Below are 18821 nucleotides of genomic sequence, written 5' to 3'. Positions count from 1 at the left end.
TCCAGCCTCCTGCGGCACCGCGTCCCGGGCCATGGGCCTTACGGCCCTGGTGGGAGGACGTCCGGCCCTGCCCGGCCGCCGCCGCGCGGCGGCCCGTGCCGCCCCGTGCGTCCGCGCGCCGATTGCGCCACATGCCGCCGTCCGGCTGTGCGAGGGGTGTCGAGGCGCACGAGACTGGTACCCCGTCCTGACGCCCGACGCGGAACGCGACGTGCGCCGCCCCGCGGCCACCGCACGATCACCCACGTCGACCACCCACGGAGTCATCCATGCCCGAGGACCTGGACACCCGGACCGTACTGAGCGACGAGGAAGTGCGCACGCTGGACGCCCACTGGCGGGCCGCCAACTACCTTGCGGCGGGCCAGATCTACCTGCTGGCGAACCCGCTGCTGACCGAACCCCTCCGGCCCGAGCACATCAAGCCCCGGCTGCTCGGGCACTGGGGCACCTCACCCGGACTGAACCTGGTGCACACCCACCTCAACCGGGTGATCGCGGCCCGCGGACTGGACGCCCTGTGCGTCTGGGGGCCGGGCCACGGCGGCCCCTCCGTGCTGGCCAACTCCTGGCTGGAGGGCAGCTACACCGAGACGTACCCGGACGTCGGCCGGGACGCGGCGGGCATGGAGCGGCTGTTCCGGCAGTTCTCGTTCCCCGGCGGCGTGCCCAGCCACGTGGCCCCCGAGGTGCCCGGCTCCATCCACGAGGGCGGCGAGCTCGGCTACTCCCTCGCCCACGCCTACGGCGCCGCGCTCGACCACCCCGGCCTGCTGGTCGCCTGCGTGATCGGGGACGGCGAGGCGGAGACCGGGCCGCTGGCCGCGTCCTGGCACTCCAACAAGTTCCTCGACCCGGTCCACGACGGCGCCGTCCTGCCGATCCTGCACCTCAACGGCTACAAGATCGCCAACCCGACCGTCCTGGCCCGCCTGCCCGAGGCCGAACTCGACGCCCTGCTGCGCGGCTACGGCCACGAGCCGATCCACGTGAGCGGCGACGACCCGGCCACCGTCCACCGGGCGATGGCGCAGGCCATGGACACCGCGCTGGACCGCATCGCCGAGGCGCAGCGCGCCGCCCGCGAGGACGGCGCGACCGAGCGGACGCGCACGCCGGTGATCGTGCTGCGCACCCCGAAGGGCTGGACCGGCCCCGCCGAGGTGGACGGGAAGCCCGTCGAGGGCACCTGGCGCGCCCACCAGGTGCCGCTCGCCGGCGTCCGCGACGACCCGGAGCACCTGCGGCAGCTGGAGGCCTGGCTGAAGTCGTACCGGCCCGAGGAGCTGTTCGACGACGCGGGCCGGCCCGCCGCGGACGTCCTCGCCTGCGTCCCGGAGGGCGCCCGGCGCCTCGGCGCCACCCCGTACGCCAACGGCGGGCTGCTGGTGCGCGAGCTGCCGATGCCCTCCCTCGACGGCTTCGCCGTCCCGGTCGACAAGCCCGGCGCCACGCTGCACGAGCCCACCCGGGTCCTCGGCGACCTCCTCGAACGGATCATGAAGGACACCGCGGACCGGCGGGACTTCCGGCTCGTGGGCCCGGACGAGACCGCCTCCAACCGGCTGCAGGCCGTGTTCGACGCCAGCGGCAAGGCCTGGCAGGCCGGCGTCCTCGACGTCGACGAGCACCTCGACCGGCACGGCCGGGTGATGGAGATCCTCTCCGAACACCTCTGCCAGGGCTGGCTGGAGGGCTACCTCCTCACCGGCAGGCACGGGCTGTTCTCCTGCTACGAGGCGTTCGTGCACATCGTCGACTCCATGGTCAACCAGCACATCAAGTGGCTGAAGACCTCGCGGGAGCTGCCCTGGCGCGCGCCCGTCGCCTCGCTCAACTACCTGCTCACCTCGCACGTGTGGCGCCAGGACCACAACGGCTTCTCCCACCAGGACCCCGGCTTCGTCGACCACGTGCTGAACAAGAGCCCCGAGGTCGTACGGGTCTACCTGCCACCGGACGCCAACACCCTGCTGTCGGTCGCCGACCACGCGCTGCGCAGCCGCGACCACGTCAACGTGATCGTGGCCGGCAAGCAGCCCTGCTTCGACTGGCTGCCGATCGACGAGGCGCGCGTCCACTGCGCGCGCGGCGCCGGCATCTGGGAATGGGCCGGCACCGAGGACGGCGGCGCACCCGACGTGGTGCTGGGCTGCGCCGGCGATGTGCCGACCCAGGAGGTGCTGGCCGCCGCGCAGCTGCTGCGCCGCCACCTGCCGGAGCTGGCGGTCCGGGTGGTGAACGTCGTCGACATCGCCCGGCTGCTGCCCCGCGGGGAGCACCCGCACGGCATGACCGACTTCGAGTACGACGGCCTGTTCACCGCCGACAAGCCGGTGATCTTCGCCTACCACGGCTATCCGTGGCTGATCCACCGCCTGGCCTACCGCCGCAACGGCCACCCGAACCTGCACGTGCGCGGGTACAAGGAGTCCGGCACCACGACCACGCCCTTCGACATGGTCGTCCGCAACGACCTCGACCGCTACCGGCTGGTCATGGACGTCATCGACCGCGTCCCCGGCCTCGCGGTGCGGGCCGCCGCCGTGCGTCAGCGGATGGCCGACGCGCGCACCCGGCACCACGCCTGGATCCGCGAGCACGGCACCGACCTGCCGGAGGTCGCCGGGTGGAGCTGGAACGCGTGAGCGCCGGGCACCGTCCGACCCCGGCGCCGACCGGGCGTCACGGCCTGCCGTGCGCGTCGCGGTGGGCCTTCGCCAGCTCCGCGTACATGGTGCCGTTGAGCGTCAGCCCCCGGCGCTCCTCCTCGGTCAGCTCCCGCCGCACCTTCGCCGGCACCCCCGCGACGAGCGACCCCGGCGGCACCTCCATGCCCTGCGGCACCAGCGCCTGCGCGGCGACGAGGGAGCCCGCGCCGATCACCGCGCCGTTGAGCACCGTGGCCCCCATGCCGATCAGACAGTCGTCCCCGACGGTCGCGCCGTGCACCACGGCGTTGTGCCCGATGGAGACGCGCTCGCCCACGCTGACCGGGAAGCCGGGGTCGGCGTGGAGCGTGCAGTTGTCCTGGACGTTGCTGTCCGCGCCGACGGAGATCCGCTCGACGTCACCGCGCAGCACGGCCCCGTACCAGACGCTCGCGCCCGCGTGCAGCGTCACGTCCCCGATCACCGCGGCCGTGGGCGCCACGAACGCCTCCTCCTCCACGCGCGGCTCCTTGCCGCCGATGCCGGTGATCAGCGCCTGGTGCGTCATCGTCGCCTCCTCGTCGGGTGATGGAGGCACCGTACGCCACCACCATGGGGTGAAGATCACAGGGGCACCGGCCCGCCGGCGCCGCGCCCGCCGACTACGGTGAGCGGGTGCCGAAGAGCAAGAACACGTTCTCGTCCTGGTCGCGCCGCCTCGCGCAGCGCGCGGTCCACGCGGGCTGGTCCTGGGTGCAGCGCACGGGTTCGGTGACCGCCGAGCACCCCGGCCGCTTCCGCTTCGGTTCCATGGGAACGGGTACCAGGCTCGCCTTCCCGCTCGGCACGATCTTCGGCGAACCCTGGATCCACGTCGGCGCCCACTGCATCGTCGGCGAACAGGTCACCCTCACCGCCGGCCTGATGCCCGGCCTCGACCTCGGTCCCGACCCGATCCTGCGCATCGGCGACGGGGTCGTCCTGGGCCGCGGCAGCCACGTCATCGCCGACACGACCGTCACCATCGGCAGCGACTGCTACTTCGGGCCGTACGTCTACGTCACCTCCACCAACCACTCCTACGACGATCCGCACGAGCCCATCGGCAAGCAGTGGCCGCGGATGGAGCCGGTGCGGATCGGCCCCGGGTGCTGGATCGGCACCGGTGCGGTGATCCTGCCGGGGGCGCGGATCGGACGGAACGTGGTGGTGGCCGCGGGCGCGGTGGTCCGGGGCACGGTGCCCGACCACGCCGTGGTCGCGGGCGCCCCGGCCCGGGTCGTGCGCCGCTGGACGCCCGCCGACGGCTGGCAGCCGCCGCTGCGCACCCCGGCACCCGTACCGATCCCGGAGGGCGTCACCCCGGAGCAGTTGCGGGCCCTGTCGGAACTGGACGAGGAGAGCGCCGCCCGGCTCGCGGAGCCGGCCGGGGACGGCGCGGCGCGGCTCGCCGAGCTGGAGCCGGGGAGCTGAGACACGGCAGCTCACCGGGGGAGCCGCGGGCGGCTGCCGCCGGCCGGGGCGAGGAGCGCCGCCACGGCGGGCCCCGCAGTACAGTGCGGTGAACGATCGGGTGCACCACGCCGTAGCCGAACGAAATGGACCATGGGACCCACTCCACCGAGCGGAAGGGACGGAACGTGTCGGACCTCGACCTGCTGACCCGGTCCCTGGCGCGCAACGTCAAGCGCTGGCGCACCGAGCGCGGCTTCACCCTGGACGCGCTGGCGGCGCGGGCGGGCGTCAGCCGCGGCATGCTCATCCAGATCGAACAGGCCCGCACCAACCCGAGCATCGGCACGGTCGTCAAGATCGGTGACGCGCTCGGGGTCAGCATCACCACCCTGCTCGACTACGAGCGGGGCCCGAAGGTCCGGATCGTCCCCGCCGACCAGGCCGTACGGCTCTGGCACACCGGGGCCGGCAGCTACAACCGGCTGCTCGCGGGCACCGAGGCCCCCGGCCCGCTGGAGATGTGGGACTGGCGGCTCGTGCCGGGCGAGAGCAGCGACTCCGACCCGCACCCCGCCGGCACGGTCGAACTCGTCCACGTCACGTCCGGGGAGCTGACGCTCACCGTCGACGGGGTGGAGCACCGCGTGCCGGCCGGCGCGAGCGCCTCCTTCGAGGCCAACACCGCGCACACCTACGGAAATCGGGGCGACGTCCCGATGGAGATGATCATGACCGTCTCGGTGCCGCCCGTGCACTGAGACGCCCCTCGGGCGGCCGCGGAACGGCTGTTACGGTGCGGCCATGCGCGCACCCATCGGAGACTTCGACCACGCCACCCCCGCCCCCGACCGCCTCGACGAGCTCATCCCCGCGGTGGCCGGCGCCGTCCGCGGCTGGAGCGGCAGCGTCCCCGCCGAGCAGATCCTCTACGTCGACACCGACCCGCGCTGGGCCGACACCGCCGTCTTCGTGGAGCACTACGGCCGGGAGCTGCTGGAGCGGTCGGCGAACTGCGTGGTGGTCGCGGGCAGGCGCGGCGGCGAGAGCACGCTGGCCGCCTGCGTGGTGCTGTCCACCACCCGGGTCGACGTCAACGGGGTCGTGCGCCGCCGGCTCGGCGCCCGCAAGGCGTCCTTCGCCCCGATGGACACGGCGACGGGGGAGACCGGCATGGAGTACGGCGGCATCACCCCGATCGGGCTGCCCGGCGACTGGCCGGTGCTGGTGGACGCGGCCGTCGTCGACCTGCCGTACGTGCTCGTGGGCAGCGGCCGGCGCCGGGGCAAACTGCTGGTGCCGGGCAAGGCGTTCGCGGAGCTGCCGGGAGCGGTCGTACTGGAGGGGCTGGGCGTGGCCTGACGGTCACCCCGCCGCGTGGTGGGCCAGGGCCAGGTGCGGATCCGTCTCGCCCGGCACCGGTTCCGGATCGGCGTGGACCAGGGCCGCGGTGAGGCGCGGTACGGCGTGCAGCAGGGCGTGTTCCGCGTCGACCGCGATGCGGTGGGCCTCGCGCACCGTCGCCCCGCCGTCCACCACGACCGCCACCTCCGCGCGCAGCCGGTGACCGATCCAGCGCAGCCGCAGCTCGCCCACCCCGCGCACCCCCGGAACCCGCGCCAGCGCCCGCTCGGCCCGGTCGACCAGCGCCGGGTCGACGGCGTCCATCACCCGCCGGAACACCTCCCGCGCGGCGTCCCGCAGGACCAGCGCGATCGCCGCGGTGATCGCCAGCCCCACGACCGGGTCCGCGAACCGCCACCCGAGGGCCGCGCCGCCGGCGCCCAGCAGCACGGCCAGCGAGGTGAACCCGTCCGTGCGGGCGTGCAGTCCGTCGGCGACCAGCGCGGCCGAGCCGATGGCACGCCCGACGCGGATGCGGTACCGGGCCACCCACTCGTTGCCCGCGAACCCGACGAGCGCCGCGACGGCGACCGCCGGCACGTGCTCGACGGGGCGCGGGTCGAGGAGCCGGCCGAGCGCGGTCCAGCCGGCGAAGGCCGCGGAGGCGGCGATGGTCAGCACGACGGCGACGCCGGCCAGGTCCTCGGCCCGCCCGTAGCCGTAGGTGAAGCGGCGGGTGGCGGCGCGCCTCCCCAGGACGAAGGCGATGCCCAGCGGTACGGCGGTGAGCGCGTCCGCCGCGTTGTGCACCGTGTCGCCGAGCAGCGCCACCGATCCCGAGGCGACCACCACGGCCGCCTGCGCCAGCGCGGTCACGCCGAGCACCGCCAGCGAGACCCACAGCGCGCGCAGGCCGCGGGCGGAGGACTCCAGGGCGGAGTCGACTCTGCCGGCGCTCTCGTGGGAGTGGGGGGTGAGGAGGTGGGCGAGGCGGTGGCGCAGGGACGCGCGGGGGTGCGGGTGGTCGTGCCCGTGCTCCGGTCCGGGCTCGTGGTGGTGTGCGTGCTGCCGGCTCATGCGGGTCCCCTTCCGGTGCGCGGGGTGGACGTGGTGGCACCCAGGGAGCCATTATGTGCGTATGAGCGCACGCATGCACCTGTCACCTGCGCAGGATGCGCACCCACGCACTCCGGGCGAGGAGCAGTTCGCGCTCGCGGCGGAACTCCTCGCGCTGCTCGGCGACCGCACCCGGCTGGCCCTGCTGCACGCCCTGACCGGCGGCGAGGCCGACGTCACCACGCTCACCGAGGCGTGCGGCGCGGCGCGGCCGGCGGTCAGCCAGCATCTGGCGCGGCTGCGCCTCGCGGGGCTGGTGGACACGCGCAAGGAGGGCCGCCGGGTGGTCTACTCCCTGCGCGACGGCCATCTGCGCCGCCTGGTGGACGAGGCGCTGAACGTGGCCGGCCACCGGCTCGACGGCCGGCCGCCGCACGACTGACGGGGCTCAGTACCGCGCGGCCGTGCCCAGGTACTGCTCCGCGAAGGCGGCGGCGGCGCTGGGGGAGGTGAACAGCCGGCGCAGCCGGGCGAGCGTGGTGCCGGCGCGGAACGGGTCCTTCGCCGCGGCGCCGTGGTACAGCTCGGACAGCCACTGCGAGAACTCCTGGTAGTCCCACACGCGTCGCAGGCAGGCCGCCGAGTAGCCGGCCAGTTCGCCGCCGTCGCCCTTCGTGAGCCGGGCGGCCAGCGCGTCCCCGAGCAGGAAGGCGTCGTGCAGGGCGAGGTTCATGCCCTTGGCGGCGATCGGCGCGACCAGGTGGGCCGCGTCCCCGGCCAGGAAGAGCCGCCCGAACGCCATCGGCTCGGTGACGTAGTCGTGCATGTCCAGCACGCGCTTCTCGATCAGCGGCCCCTCGGTCGGCGGGGCCGCCCCGGCCGCCCCGAGCCGGCGCCGCAGCTGTGCCCAGACGCGCTCGTGCGGCCAGTCGTCCGGGTCGTCGCCGGGCGGGCACTGGAGGTAGTAGCGGGTCACCTCGGGGCTGCGGGGCATCTGCCCGGCGAAGCCGTCCGGATGGCAGCCGAACAGCACGCAGTCGGCGGACGGCGGCGCCTCGGCGAGCAGGGCCAGCCAGCCGATGCCGTAGTCGTGCCGTGCGACGCGGGCCCGCTCCGGCGCGACGAAGGTCCTGGTCACCCCGCGGGCGCCGTCGCATCCCGCGACGAAGTCGCACCCGACGGCCTGCCGCCGTCCGGTCTCCGGGCAGACGTACGACACCGACGGCCGGTCGCCGTCCAGATCGTGCAGCCGCACGTCGCGCACGCCGAACCGGATCCGGCCGCCGCGGACGTCCGCGTACTCGCGCACCAGGTCCGTCACCAGCAACGGCTGCGGATAGACCCAGTGGTGACTCCCCGTCAGCTCCTGGTAGGGGAACCGGTACCGCTCCCCGTCGAAGCGGAACTCGCACGCGGTGTGCAGCTCCGCCCGCTCCAGCAGGTTCCGCGCGAGGCCCCGCCGTTCCAGACCGCGCACCGCCCGTTCCTCGATCACGCCGGCGCGGGGCCGCCGCTCGACGAACTCCCGGGTCTCGGCCTCCAGGACCAGGCAGTCCAGGCCGGCCGCCCGCAGGATGTTCCCGACGGTGAGCCCGGCGGGTCCGGCGCCCACGACGACGACCGGAAAGCGTTGCCCGGAAGGCGAGTCGGAGGGGGAGGCGGCCTGGTCCATCGGGTCATTATGGCGGCGCGGCACCGCGCCGCACAGGACCTCGGGCCGTACAGGGCCCCTCCTCCGGACAGGCGGCAGACCCTAGCGGAGCCGGGGTATCTCGATCGCCGGACAGCGGTCCATGACCATCTCCAGGCCCGCCGCGCGGGTGCGCTCGTAGGCCGCCTCGTCGATGACGTCGAGCTGGAACCACACCGCGTCGGCGCCCTTGGCCACCGCCTCGTCCGCGACGGCTCCGGCCAGGTCGCTGTTGACGAACACGTCCACGACGTCCACGTCGAAGGGGATGTCCGCGAGCGAGGCGTAACCCCGTTCGCCGTGCACCGTCTCGGCCTTCGGGTGCACCGGCACCACGCGCTTGCCGAAGCGCTGCAGCACCTGGGCGACGCCGTACGCCGCGCGCTGCCGGTTCGACGACAGGCCCACCACGGCCCAGGTGTCGCCGAGCTCGGTGAGGATCTTGCGGACCGTCGCGTCGTCGCCGTGCACAGTCGGCCTCCCGGGGGGTCGTGAAAGAGCTGCTCCCCGGCACAACGCCCCAGGGCGCCGGACGATTCCCGCCCCTCGCCGTGATAGCTTGCCGACGCCAGTCGAACCCATGTACGTGGGTCAGGGAATCCGGTGCGAATCCGGAACTGACGCGCAGCGGTGAGGGGGACGGGCGGGGCCTCGGCCACTGGACGGCGACACACCGTCCGGGAAGGCGCCCCGATCCGGACGAACCCGAGTCCGAAGACCTGCTGGCGGCCCCCGCGGCCCGACGAGGCGGCGGGGGAGCACCGTACGACCGGGCTCCGCGTTCGAGCCCTCGACGACAGAGGACTGGTGTCCGTGCCCCTCGCACGCCCTGCTCGTGCCGCCGCCCTGCTCGCGGCCGCGTCCCTGGCCCTGACCGCCTGCGGTGACACCGGCGCGCCCGGTGCGCGGGCCGCCGTCACCCTCGACAACTGCGGCCGGACCGTCCGTGTGCAGGAGCCGCCGCAGCGCGCCGTCTCCCTCGACCAGGGCACGACGGAGATCATGCTCTCCCTCGGCCTCGCCGACCGCATGGCCGGGACGGCCACCTGGACCGACCCCGTGATGGAGGGACTGGAGAAGGCGAACGCCGAGGTGCCCCGGATCGCCGACGGCAGCCCGTCCTTCGAACGGGTCCTGGACGCCGGTCCCGACTTCGTCGCGGCGTCCTTCGTCTCCACCCTCGGGAAGGGCGGGGTCGCCACCCGGGACCGGTTCGAGCAACTCGGTGTGCCCACCTACGTCTCCCCCTCCGACTGCGTCGGCAAGGACAACACCGGGGACGGGGACGGCACCCGTGCCACGGCGCTCGGCATGGACGCCGTGTACCGCGAAGTCCGCGACCTGGCGGCCGTGTTCGGAGTCGAGAAGCGCGGGGAGGAACTGGTGGCGTCGCTCGAGAAGCGCATGGCGCGGGCGGTGTCGGACGTCGACGCCTCCGGCGTGACGCTCCTCTACTGGTTCGCGAACTCCGAGTCGCCCTACATGGCGGGCTGCTGCGGCGCCCCCGGGATCATCACCCGCGCCCTCGGCGCGAAGAACGTCTTCGACGACACGCACGAGGAGTGGCCGCAGATCAACTGGGAGACGGTCGCCGACCGCGACCCCGACGTGCTCGTCATCGGCGACCTCACGCGCAGGTCCCAGACCGCGGAGACGGCCGAGCGGAAGATCGCGTTCCTGGAATCCCATCCCGTCACCAGGACCATGGACGCGGTCCGGCGCAAGCGGTACGTGCTGCTGAGCGGGCAGGCCATGAACCCGACCGTCCGCACCGTCGAGGGCGTGGAACGGGTCGCCGCGGGGCTGCGCGCGTTCGGGCCGGCCGAGTGAGTCCGCGCGGGCTCGCGCTCGGCGCGGCCGGGGCACTCGCACTGGTCCTCTCCCTCGCGGCGGCCGTCACCGTCGGCCCGGCCGACATCCGCGTCGGCGACGTGTGGTCCGTCGTGGCGGCCCGCCTCGGCCTCGGCACCTCGGACCTGACGCCGGTCCGGGACGGCATCGTGTGGCAGCTGCGACTGCCGCGCGCCCTCCTCGCGGCGGTCTGCGGCGCCGGGCTCGCGGTGTGCGGTGCGGTGATGCAGTCGCTGCTGCGCAACCCGCTCGCCGACCCGTTCGTCCTCGGCGTCTCCTCGGGCGCTTCCACCGGAGCGGTCGCCGTGGTCGTGCTGGGGGCCGGCGGCGGCGCTGTCTCCCTGTCCGCGGGCGCGTTCGTGGGCGCGCTGGTCTCCTTCGCGCTGGTGCTGCTGCTCAGCCACATCCTCGGCGGCACCACCGACCGGGTCGTGCTCGCGGGCGTCGCCGCCATGCAGCTGTTCTCCGCGCTCACCTCCTTCATCGTGCTGACCACCGCCGACGCCGAGACCACCCGGGGCGTGCTGTTCTGGCTGCTCGGCTCGCTCGGCGGGGCCGGCTGGACCGACGTGTGGCTGTGCGCGGCCGTGCTGGCCGTGACGCTGGCGGTGTGCCTGGCCCACGCCCGCACCCTCGACGCCTTCGCCTTCGGCCCCGACGCGGCAGCCGCCCTCGGCGTCTTCGTGGCCCGCACCCGCCTCGTGCTGCTGTGCGCCACCGCCCTGCTCACGGCGGCCCTGGTGAGCTCGGCCGGGGCGATCGGCTTCGTCGGTCTCGTCCTGCCGCACGCCGCCCGCGCCCTGGCCGGCTCCGGCCACACCCGGCTGCTGCCGGCCGCCGGACTGGCCGGCGCGGTGTTCATGGTGTGGGCGGACACCCTGGCCCGCACCGTCCTCGACCCGCAGGAGGTGCCCGTGGGCGTCGTGACCTCGCTGATCGGCGTACCGGCGTTCGTGCTGGTGCTGTACCGCACGAGGGGGGCGCGATGACGGACACGTTCCGCCCGGAGGCGGACCGGGACACGGCCCCCGCGGGACTGCGGGCCGAGCGGGTCACCCGGTGCGCCGACGGCCGCCTCATCCTCGACGGCGTCGGCCTCGCGCCCCGGCCCGGCTCGACCGTCGGTCTCCTCGGCCCCAACGGCTCGGGCAAGTCCACCCTGCTGCGGCTGCTCGCCGGGCTGCTCACACCGACGGCCGGGATCGTCACCCTCGACGGCACCCCGCTGGCCGACCTGCCCCGCCGCACGGTCGCCCGCCGGCTCGCCGTGGTCGAACAGCAAGCGGACACCCAGGTCGCGTTGACGGTCCTGGACGTCGTACGGCTGGGCCGCGTCCCGCACCGACGCGCCTTCGCGCCCGCCTCCGCCGACGACGAGCGGGCCGTGCGCGACGCCCTGGCCCGCACCGGTCTGACCGACCGCGCCGACCAGCCCTGGCACACCCTGTCCGGCGGCGAGCGCCAGCGGGTGCAGATCGCCCGCGCACTCGCCCAGGAGCCCCGCGAGCTCCTCCTCGACGAACCCACGAACCACCTCGACATCCGCCACCAGCTCGCCCTGCTCACCCTGGTCGCCGGCCTCCCGCTGACCACCGTCGTCGCCCTGCACGACCTCAACCTGGCGGCGATGCACTGCGACCGGGTCGTCGTCCTGAGCGGGGGCCGCGTCGTGGCGGCCGGGCCCGTCGGCGAGGTCCTCACGGAACGGCTCATCGCGGACGTGTACGGGGTGCGGGCCGCCGTCGACAGGGAGGGGGCGGAGGGGAGGCCGCATGTGCGGTTCCTGGGGACGGTGGACTGAGGACGGGAGAAGAAGGGACACCGGAGGGACGGCTCGCGGTGCCGCGGGGGCCGCCCGGCGGACCGGGGCGGCGGACCGTGCCCGGCCTCCGGGGGGGCACCGGGCACCCGGATCCGCCACGGCGGCCCGAAAGCCGGGCGCCGGTCCGCCACGGCGGCCCGAAAGCGTGCGAGATGCCCGCGTCCGACCGCCCGCGCGCCTACGCTCGCCTCGTGCTGCGCATCACCGACGCCCGGACCGGCCGACTCGTGGACGCCGCCCCCGCCCGGCGGGGCCTGACCCGCGTCCAGGCCCACACGTGCGGGTCCGACCCGACGGACCTGCGTGTGCTGCTCGTCGCCGACCTGCTCGTGCGCGCCCTGGAGCTCGGCGGCACGCCGGTGTGGGCGCTGCTCACCGGCGAGCGGCAGCAGGCGCAACTGCGCGCGGCGGGCGCGGCCCTCGGCGTCCGGCCCTTCGAGGACGGCCGGGAGGCGGACACCGGCCTGGGCGAGGCACAGATCCTGCACGTGGTGAGCGAGGACGGAGCGGAACCCGACGGAGTGCGCGTCGCCGCGGCCCCCGTCCACTGGGAGACCGCCGCCCCGCCCGGCGACACCGACCCCGCCGTGCTGCGCCTCGCCCTGCTCGCGCCTCCCAGAAGCACCCCCCTGCGGGTCGGCACGGCCGACCTGGGCGACGCCGGCGACACCCTCGCCCGGTGGCGCCGCGCGGTCGCCGCCTGGGCGCGCCGGCCCTCACGCCCCATCCCCGACCGGGTGCGTGCGGACCTGCGGGCCGCGTGGGAGGACGATCTGGACGCGGCCGGCGTGCTCCGCGTCCTGCACGCGGTGGCGACCGCCCCGGACCTGGCGGACGGCGCTCGCTTCGAGACGTACGCCTACGCGGACCGGCTGCTCGGCCTCGACCTCACCCGCGACCTGGGGACCCCGGCATGATCGAGCGTGCCGGGGCGGGACCGCTGCGCCGCCTGGTCGTCCTGCGCCACGCCAAGTCCGCCCGGCCGGAGGGCGTCGCCGACCACGAACGCCCCCTCGCCCCGCGCGGCCGCAGGGACGCCCCCGCCGCCGGACGCGCGCTCGCCGAGGCCGACTGCCTGCCGGGCCTCGCACTGTGCTCCACCGCCGTACGGGCCCGCCGGACCTGGGAGCTGGCCGCCGCCCAGTGGGGCACACCGCCGCCCGTGCGCTTCGACCGGCGTCTGTACGCGGCCGGCGTCCCCGAGCTGCTGGCCGTGGTGCACGAGGCGCCGGCCGACGTCGAGACGCTGCTGCTGATCGGCCACAACCCCGGCCTGGAGGACCTCGTCCTGACGCTGGCCGGCGACGGCCTGGACGACACCCTGGACCGCGTCCGCGGGAAGTTCCCCACCTCCGCCGTCGCCGTCCTGTCCTGGCGCGGCGCCGACTGGCGCGACCTCGCCCCCGGCGCCGCGCTGCTGACGTGGGTGGCCGTGCCCCGGGGCGGGAAGCGGTGACCGGGGCGGCCGGCCCGCACGGCGGCGCATAGGCTGGCCGGATGCAGGACGAGTACCGCACGGTCGCGCGCGCGGGTGTGCACGAGATCGAGATCAACCGCTCCCGCTTCCTGTGCGCCCTCGCACCGGCGGCCACCGAGCAGGAGGCACAGGACTTCGTCGCCGCCGTGCGCAAGGAGCACGCCGACGCCACCCACAACTGCTGGGCGTACGTCATCGGCGCCGACGCCTCGACCCAGAAGGCCAGTGACGACGGCGAGCCCGGCGGCACCGCCGGCGTCCCCATGCTCCAGATGCTGCTCCGCCGCGACATGCGGTACGTCGTCGCCGTCGTCACCCGCTACTACGGCGGCGTCAAGCTCGGCGCCGGCGGCCTCATCCGCGCGTACGGCGGCGCCGTCGGCGAGGCCCTGGACACCCTCGGCACCATCACCCGGCGCCGCTTCCGGCTGGCCACGGTGACCGTCGACCACCAGCGGGCCGGCAAGGTCGAGAACGACCTGCGCGCCACCGGCCGCGAGGTGCGGGACGTGCGCTACGGCGAGGAGGTCACGATCGAGATCGGCCTCCCGGACGCCGACGTGGACTCCTTCCGCTCCTGGCTCGCCGACGCGACCGCGGGCACGGCCGGGTTCGAGCTCGGCGGAGAGGCGTACGGGGACGCGTGACGCGCGCCGGCCGTGCCCGTCCGCCCGCCTCCGGGCGCGCGGCGGGAGCGACCGGGCCGGACCGCGACGGAGCGGGATGCGGGAGTGACCGCCCGTGCTGTGAGCCCCGGCGGATACCCTGCGGGAATCATGAGACTGCTGCACACTTCCGACTGGCACCTCGGCCGGGCGTTCCACCGGGTCAACATGCTCGGTGCCCAGGCCGCGTTCGTCGACCACCTCGTCACCACCGTGCGGGAGCGCGACGTGGACGCGGTGCTCGTGTCGGGAGACGTGTACGACCGAGCGGTGCCGCCGCTCGCCGCGGTCGAGCTGTTCGACGACGCCCTGCACCGCCTCGCCGGCCTGGGCGTGCCGACCGTGATGATCTCCGGGAACCACGACTCCGCCCGCCGCCTCGGCGTCGGCGCCGGACTCATCGGGCGCGCGGGCATCCACCTGCGCACCGAACCGTCCGCGTGCGGCACGCCCGTGGTGCTGTCCGACGCCCACGGAGACGTCGCCCTCTACGGGCTGCCGTACCTCGAACCCGCCCTGGTGAAGGACGAGTTCGGCGTGGAGAGGGCCGGTCACGAGACGGTGCTCGCCGCCGCCATGGACCGGGTCCGCGCCGACCTCGCCGACCGTGCGCCGGGCACCCGCTCCGTCGTCCTCGCGCACGCCTTCGTCACCGGCGGCCGACCCAGCGACAGTGAGCGGGACATCACCGTCGGGGGAGTGGCCGCCGTGCCCGCCGGGGTGTTCGACGGCGTCGACTACGTGGCCCTCGGGCATCTGCACGGCTGCCAGACCCTCACCGAGCGGGTGCGCTACTCCGGCTCCCCGCTGCCGTACTCCTTCTCGGAGGCCGACCACCGCAAGAGCATGTGGCTCGTCGACCTCGACGCCGACGGGGCCGTCACCGCGGAGCGCGTCGACTGCCCGGTGCCGCGCCCCCTGGCCCGGATCCGCGGCACCCTGGAGGAACTGCTCGCCGATCCCGCCCTGGCGCGGCACGAGGAGGCGTGGGTCGAGGCGACGCTCACCGACCCGGTCCGCCCGGCCGACCCCATGGCCCGGCTGACCGGGCGCTTCCCGCACACCCTCAGCCTGGTCTTCGCCCCGGACCGGCCGGCGGACGACCCCGGGGTCTCCTACGCCCGCCGCCTCGCCGGCCGCGGCGACCAGCAGATCGCCGAGGACTTCGTGGCCCATGTGCGCGGCGCCGGCCCCGACGCGCACGAGCGCGCCGTCCTGCGGGACGCCTTCGACGCGGTCCGCGCGGACGAGACGGTGCGGGAGGTGGCCCGGTGAGGCTGCACCGCCTGGACATCACCGCCTTCGGGCCCTTCGGGGACTCCCAGACCGTCGACTTCGACGAGCTGTCCGCCGCCGGGCTCTTCCTGCTGCACGGCGCCACCGGCGCCGGGAAGACGTCGGTGCTGGACGCCGTCTGCTACGCCCTCTACGGCTCCGTCCCCGGGGCCCGGCAGAACGGCGGCCAGGGCGCGACCCTGCGCAGCGACCACGCCGCACCGGGGACCCGCACCTCGGTCACCCTCGAACTCACCGTCGCCGGGCGCCGGTTGGAGATCACCCGGCAACCGCCCTGGGAGCGCCCGAAGAAGCGCGGCACGGGCACCACGCTGGACAAGGCCCAGAGCTGGCTGCGCGAGCGTGACGCGGCCTCGGGCACCTGGAAGGACCTCAGCCGCTCGCACCAGGAGATCGGCGAGGAGATCACCCAGCTCCTCGGCATGAGCCGGGAGCAGTTCTGCCAGGTCGTCCTGCTGCCCCAGGGCGACTTCGCGCGCTTCCTGCGGGCCGACGCCGAGGCGCGCGGCAAGCTGCTGGGCCGCCTCTTCGACACCCGCCGCTTCGCCGACGTGGAGAAGCGCCTCGCCGAACGCCGGCGCGCCGCCGAGGCCCGGGTACGGGACGGCGACACCGACCTGCTGGCCGACGCGCACCGCATGCAGCAGGCGGCGGGGGACGTCATGGAGCTGCCCGAACTGGCGCCGGGCGAACCGGGGCTGGCCGATGCGGTGCTGAGCGCGGCCGCCGTGGCCCGCAGCACCGCACGCGAACAGCTCGCCGTCGCCCGCTGCCGCCTCGCCGCCGCCGAGTCCGCCCAGGCCGCCGCCGACCGGGCCCTGGACGACGTACGCGAACGGGACCGTCTGCAACGGCGGTTCGCCGAGGCGCGGGAGCGGGCGGCGCGGCTGGAGGAGCGGGCCGGCGACCACCGCGAGGCGCAGGCGCGCATGGAGCGGGCCCGCAGGGCCGAGGCGGTCGCCCCCGCCCTGGAGCTGCGGGACGCCGCCGACGCGGAGCACCGCCGGGCGGCCGGCGCCGAGGCGCGCGCGCGTGCCCTGCTCCCGGCGTCCCTCGCGGGCGAGGGAGCGGCCGGGCTCGCGGCCGCCGCACGCCGCGCCGCCGAGGAACTGGGCGGGCTGGAGTCGGCCCGCCGGGCCGAGCGGAGGCTGGCGGAACTCCTCGAGGAACGGGCCGGGTTGGAGCGCCAGGAACGCGCCGACGAGGAGGTGCTGCACGACGCGGAGAGCTGGCTCGCGCACTGGGAGGGGACCAGGGCCGTCCTCCAGGCCCGTATCGACTCCGCGCAGCAGGCCACGACCCGGGCCGAACAGCTCGCCGTGCAGCGCGACCCCGCGCGGCAGCGGCTCGCGGCGGCCCGGCAGCGGGACCGGCTCGCCGCCGACACCGAGGACGCCCGGCGCAAGGCGCTCGCCTCGGCCGAACGCGCGGCGAAGGCCCGCGAGCACTGGCTCGACCTCAAGGAACAGCGGCTGAGCGGCATCGCCGCCGAACTGGCCGCGGGCCTCACCGACGGCGCGCCCTGCGCGGTCTGCGGTGCCACCGAACACCCCGCCCCCGCCCGCAGGGTCGACGGACACGTCGACCGCGAGGCGGAGGAGCGCGCCCTGGCCGACCACCAGCGCGCCGAGGAACAGCGCGCCGAGGACGAGCGGCGCCTCGGCGTCGTGCGCGAGGCGCTGGCCGCCGCCGGCGCGGAGGCCGGGGACACCCCCACCGGACGACTCGCCGACGAGGTGGAGGAGTTGGAGGCCCGGTACGCCGAGGCCCGGGCCGCCGCCTCGGTCCTGCACGCCGCCCAGGAGGAGTTGCGCCGGGCGGAGCACGAGCACGGGCTGCGGGTCGCCGCCCAGCGGGAGGCGGCGGTCCGGGCCGCCGCCCGGGTGGGCCACCGCGACCGGCTGGACCGCGAGAGGGCCGCCCTCGAGGAGGAGCTGGACCGGGCACGGGGGACCGCGACCAGCGTGACCGCGCGCGCCGAGCAGCTGGAGCGGAGCGTCACCCGGCTCACGGACGCCGCCGACGCCGCCCGTGCCGCCGAGGACGCGGCCCAGCGGCTCAAGGACGCCGACGCCCGGCTCGCCGACGCCGCCTTCCGCGCGGGCTTCGACACCCCGCAGGCCGCGGCCGACGCCCTCCTCGACGACACCGCCCACCGCGAACTGCAACGGCGCCTGGACGCCCGGCAGCAGGAGGAGGCCGCCGTCCGCGCCGTCCTCGCCGAGCCGGAGACCGCGGCCGCCGCGCGGCAGGCGCCCGCCGACCTCGCCTCCGCACGGCGGGCGGCCGAGGAGGCGGCCCGCCGGGTGCGCGAGGCGGCCTCCGCGTGCGACGCCGCCGACCGCCGCTGCGCCGAGCTCGACCGGCTCTCCGCACGGGCCGCCGCCTCGGTGCGCCGGCTGGGACCGCTGCGCGAGGAGTACGACCGCGTGGCCCGCATGGCCGGCCTCACCGCGGGGACCTCGGCCGACAACGAACGCAGGATGCGCCTGGAGTCGTACGTCCTGGCGGCACGCCTGGAGCAGGTCGCCGCCGCCGCGACCGTACGCCTGCACCGCATGTCCTCCGGCCGCTACACCCTCGTCCACTCCGACGACCGCACCGGGCGCGGCCGCAGCGGACTCGGCCTGCACGTCGTGGACGCCTGGACCGGCCGGGAACGCGACACGGCGACCCTCTCGGGCGGCGAGACGTTCTTCGCCTCGCTCGCCCTCGCGCTCGGTCTCGCGGACGTCGTCACCGACGAGGCGGGCGGGGTCCGGCTGGATACCCTCTTCATCGACGAGGGCTTCGGCAGCCTCGACGACCAGACCCTCGACGAGGTCCTGGACGTTCTGGACTCCCTGCGCGAACGCGACCGCAGCGTGGGCATCGTCAGCCACGTCGCCGACCTGCGGCGGCGCGTCCACGCCCAACTGGAGGTCGTGAAGGGCCGGTCGGGATCGGTGCTGCGGCAGCGCGGGATCGGCTGATCCGGGTCAGCGGGCCAGGGGACGACGGGGGAGCGGGGACGAGTAGACCACGCTCGTGGTCACCGAGCCGAGCCCCGCGATCCGCCCCGACACCTCCTCCAGGTGCCGCATGGAGCGAGCGGCGACCTTGATGACGAAGCAGTCGTCGCCCGTGACGTGGTGCGCCTCCAGGATCTCGGGCGTCACGGCGACGAGGTCGTGGAACGGCTTGTAGTTCCCGGTGGGATAGCGCAGCCGGACGAAGGCCAGGATCGGCAGCCCGAGCCGCTCCGGGTCCACCACGGCCGTGTAGCCCCGGATGACACCCGCCTCCTCCATGCGCCGCACCCGCTCGGTGACCGCGCTCGCGGACATCGAGACGGCACGGGCCAGCTCGGCGAAGCCGGTACGGCCGTCCCGCTGGAGGACTTCGAGGATGCGCCAGTCCGTGGCGTCCGGGGAATACGCGGTCACGCCCGAGGAATAGCAGGGGAATCCCCGGCCGATCAAGCCGGACGCCGGGGAACCTCACTTCAGGGAGTGGATCAAGAGCCGTAGCTTTTCTC

At 75.3% G+C, this 18821-nt stretch carries 18 protein-coding genes and 1 riboswitch; of the genes, 13 read left to right on the top strand and 5 right to left on the bottom strand.

From position 1 onward, the window contains the following. The first annotated feature begins 269 nt into the window (after positions 1-269). Positions 270-2648: a phosphoketolase family protein gene (locus FHS37_RS19815; RefSeq protein WP_184823063.1), complete on the top strand. Its 2379-nt coding sequence runs from the start codon at positions 270-272 to the stop codon at positions 2646-2648. A gap of 37 nt (positions 2649-2685) precedes the next feature. Here FHS37_RS19815 and FHS37_RS19810 read toward each other — a convergent pair whose 3' ends face one another. Next, positions 2686-3219, bottom strand: a complete 534-nt coding sequence (locus FHS37_RS19810) for a gamma carbonic anhydrase family protein (RefSeq protein ID WP_184823061.1) — start codon at positions 3217-3219, stop codon at positions 2686-2688. 107 nt (positions 3220-3326) lie between these two features. On the opposite strand from FHS37_RS19810, the gene FHS37_RS19805 reads away from it, so the two are divergent. The 3 genes from FHS37_RS19805 (at position 3327) to FHS37_RS19795 (ending at position 5465) form a co-directional block, all read left to right on the top strand. Beyond that, the gene (locus FHS37_RS19805; protein WP_184823059.1) at positions 3327-4124 is read left to right on the top strand and encodes an acyltransferase; all 798 of its coding nucleotides are present in this window, start codon (positions 3327-3329) and stop codon (positions 4122-4124) included. 167 nt (positions 4125-4291) lie between these two features. Next, on the top strand, positions 4292-4864 hold the full coding sequence (locus FHS37_RS19800) for a helix-turn-helix domain-containing protein (RefSeq protein WP_184823057.1): 573 nt from the start codon (positions 4292-4294) through the stop codon (positions 4862-4864). Between the two features lie 43 nt (positions 4865-4907). Beyond that, a complete protein-coding gene (locus FHS37_RS19795) occupies positions 4908-5465 on the top strand; it encodes a YbaK/EbsC family protein (protein WP_184823055.1) in 558 nt (185 codons plus the stop codon). 3 nt (positions 5466-5468) lie between these two features. On the opposite strand, the gene FHS37_RS19790 is transcribed toward FHS37_RS19795, so the two are convergent. Further along, positions 5469-6524 (bottom strand): cation diffusion facilitator family transporter, encoded by a 1056-nt coding sequence (locus tag FHS37_RS19790; RefSeq protein ID WP_184823053.1) that lies wholly within the window; start codon positions 6522-6524, stop codon positions 5469-5471. A 61-nt stretch (positions 6525-6585) separates the two neighbouring features. Between FHS37_RS19790 and FHS37_RS19785 the strand changes: the two genes are divergently transcribed. Next, positions 6586-6945, top strand: a complete 360-nt coding sequence (locus FHS37_RS19785; RefSeq protein WP_184823051.1) for an ArsR/SmtB family transcription factor — start codon at positions 6586-6588, stop codon at positions 6943-6945. A gap of 6 nt (positions 6946-6951) precedes the next feature. Here the strand turns inward: FHS37_RS19785 and FHS37_RS19780 are convergent, their stop codons facing one another. Then, positions 6952-8175 carry a 4-hydroxybenzoate 3-monooxygenase gene (locus FHS37_RS19780; protein WP_184823049.1) on the bottom strand — a complete coding sequence of 408 codons (1224 nt, stop codon included), beginning with the start codon at positions 8173-8175 and terminating at the stop codon, positions 6952-6954. Positions 8176-8256: 81 nt separating this feature from the next. Continuing rightward, positions 8257-8664 carry a CoA-binding protein gene (locus FHS37_RS19775; protein WP_184823047.1) on the bottom strand — a complete coding sequence of 136 codons (408 nt, stop codon included), beginning with the start codon at positions 8662-8664 and terminating at the stop codon, positions 8257-8259. Positions 8665-8745: 81 nt separating this feature from the next. Further along, a riboswitch (cobalamin riboswitch) is annotated at positions 8746-8934 on the top strand. 72 nt (positions 8935-9006) lie between these two features. On the opposite strand from FHS37_RS19775, the gene FHS37_RS19770 reads away from it, so the two are divergent. The 8 genes from FHS37_RS19770 (at position 9007) to FHS37_RS19735 (ending at position 18276) form a co-directional block, all read left to right on the top strand. Next, on the top strand, positions 9007-10023 hold the full coding sequence (locus tag FHS37_RS19770; RefSeq protein ID WP_184823045.1) for an ABC transporter substrate-binding protein: 1017 nt from the start codon (positions 9007-9009) through the stop codon (positions 10021-10023). After that, the gene (locus FHS37_RS19765; protein WP_184823043.1) at positions 10020-11033 is read left to right on the top strand and encodes a FecCD family ABC transporter permease; all 1014 of its coding nucleotides are present in this window, start codon (positions 10020-10022) and stop codon (positions 11031-11033) included. The genes FHS37_RS19770 and FHS37_RS19765 overlap by 4 nt, the downstream gene beginning before the upstream one ends. After that, positions 11030-11845, top strand: coding sequence for an ABC transporter ATP-binding protein (locus tag FHS37_RS19760; RefSeq protein ID WP_184823041.1), 816 nt, complete (start codon positions 11030-11032; stop codon positions 11843-11845). The genes FHS37_RS19765 and FHS37_RS19760 overlap by 4 nt, the downstream gene beginning before the upstream one ends. 173 nt (positions 11846-12018) lie before the next feature. After that, on the top strand, positions 12019-12783 hold the full coding sequence (locus FHS37_RS19755; RefSeq protein ID WP_184823039.1) for a hypothetical protein: 765 nt from the start codon (positions 12019-12021) through the stop codon (positions 12781-12783). Then, on the top strand, positions 12780-13322 hold the full coding sequence (locus tag FHS37_RS19750) for a SixA phosphatase family protein (RefSeq protein ID WP_184823036.1): 543 nt from the start codon (positions 12780-12782) through the stop codon (positions 13320-13322). Before FHS37_RS19755 ends, FHS37_RS19750 begins: the two co-directional genes overlap by 4 nt. Positions 13323-13363: 41 nt before the next feature. Next, positions 13364-13990, top strand: a complete 627-nt coding sequence (locus FHS37_RS19745; protein WP_184823034.1) for a YigZ family protein — start codon at positions 13364-13366, stop codon at positions 13988-13990. 129 nt (positions 13991-14119) lie between these two features. After that, positions 14120-15283 (top strand): exonuclease SbcCD subunit D, encoded by a 1164-nt coding sequence (locus tag FHS37_RS19740; protein WP_184823032.1) that lies wholly within the window; start codon positions 14120-14122, stop codon positions 15281-15283. After that, on the top strand, positions 15280-18276 hold the full coding sequence (locus FHS37_RS19735; protein ID WP_184823030.1) for an AAA family ATPase: 2997 nt from the start codon (positions 15280-15282) through the stop codon (positions 18274-18276). Before FHS37_RS19740 ends, FHS37_RS19735 begins: the two co-directional genes overlap by 4 nt. Before the next feature lie 6 nt (positions 18277-18282). On the opposite strand, the gene FHS37_RS19730 is transcribed toward FHS37_RS19735, so the two are convergent. Beyond that, a complete protein-coding gene (locus FHS37_RS19730) occupies positions 18283-18729 on the bottom strand; it encodes an Lrp/AsnC family transcriptional regulator (RefSeq protein ID WP_184823028.1) in 447 nt (148 codons plus the stop codon). Positions 18730-18821 lie beyond the last annotated feature (92 nt).

It is taken from the genome of Streptomyces griseomycini, from assembly GCF_014203535.1.
In the GTDB taxonomy this organism is placed as follows: domain Bacteria; phylum Actinomycetota; class Actinomycetes; order Streptomycetales; family Streptomycetaceae; genus Streptomyces; species Streptomyces griseomycini.
The sequence above is the reverse complement of the archived record's forward strand: the minus strand, read 5'-3'. Positions and strand labels throughout refer to the sequence as shown.